Here is a 1,178-nt window from a genome sequence, read left to right on the forward strand (position 1 = left end):
CCCCCGGCGGCCCCGCCGAGCCGGTCGAGCCCGCGGGGCCCGGGGACCCCGGCGACCCCGAGGAGCCCCGCAAACCCGACTCCCGCACCCTCACCCGCACCCTCTTCGCCCAGCTCACGGCCCTGGAACCCGGCACCCCCGAGCACACCCGCGTCCGTACCGCGCTCATCGAGGCCAACCTGCCCCTCGTCCGCTACGCCGCCGCCCGCTTCCGCAGCCGCAACGAGCCCATGGAGGACGTCCTCCAGGTCGGCACCATCGGCCTCATCCACGCCATCGACCGCTTCGACCCGGCCCGCGGCGTGCAGTTCCCGACCTTCGCCATGCCCACGGTGGTGGGCGAGATCAAACGTTACTTCAGGGACAACGTCCGCACCGTCCACGTCCCCCGCCGGCTGCACGAGCTGTGGGCCCAGGTCAGCGGCGCCACCGAGGACCTGACCGTACGGCACGGCCGCGCACCCACCACCGCCGAGATCGCCGCGCATCTGAAGGTCGGCGAGGACGAGGTACGGGCCTGCCGCGAGGCCGGCCGCTCGTACTACGCCACCTCCCTCGAAGCCGCCCAGGAGGGCGACGGCATGCCGGGGCTGCTGGACCGGCTCGGGTACGAGGACCCGGCGCTGGCCGGCGTCGAGCACCGCGACCTCGTACGGCATCTCCTCGTCCAACTGCCGGAGCGCGAACAGCGCATCCTCATGCTGCGCTACTACCGCAACATGACCCAGTCGCAGATCAGCGCGGAGCTGGGGCTGTCCCAGATGCACGTGTCCCGGCTGCTTTCGCGCAGCTTTGCGCGACTGCGATCCGCAAACCGGATCGATTCCTAACCGGATCGGGTAGGACTCTTCGGGGTCATCGCTGACGTTCAGGCTCCGTATCTGCGCGTATATGTCGACTTGGCGCTACAGCGCGTTGCCGACTTGTGACATTCTGCTGGAACGGTGTTTGGCGTGCCCCGGCACCCGGTATCTCAGTCGGAGGCTGCTTCTCTCGGCAGTCCGGCGGGAGTCGAGTCTCCACCGGTACAAACGGGAGGGGCGGCCTGGAACCGTCCGCGACCTCAAGGGGGTGGCATGTCCGCAGAACTGGGCAGCTCGCAGATGCTCACCGAAGTCGCGCCTGTCGGCGCACAAGCGGCTTTCCCCGACGCCCGGGCCGCCACGGCCCAGGGCCCT

1 protein-coding gene is annotated in these 1,178 nt (G+C 70.2%); it reads left to right on the plus strand.

The annotated features are described in order from the left end of the window. Nucleotides 1–830, plus strand: an 830-nt coding sequence (locus tag H5J30_RS34560; protein ID WP_258563686.1) for an RNA polymerase sigma factor SigF, incomplete at its 5' end; no start/stop codon positions are given. Between the last annotated feature and the right edge of the window lie 348 nt (nt 831–1,178).

The sequence above is a fragment of the Streptomyces phytophilus genome, from assembly GCF_013870535.1.
Classification (GTDB): Bacteria; Actinomycetota; Actinomycetes; order Streptomycetales; family Streptomycetaceae; genus Streptomyces; species Streptomyces phytophilus.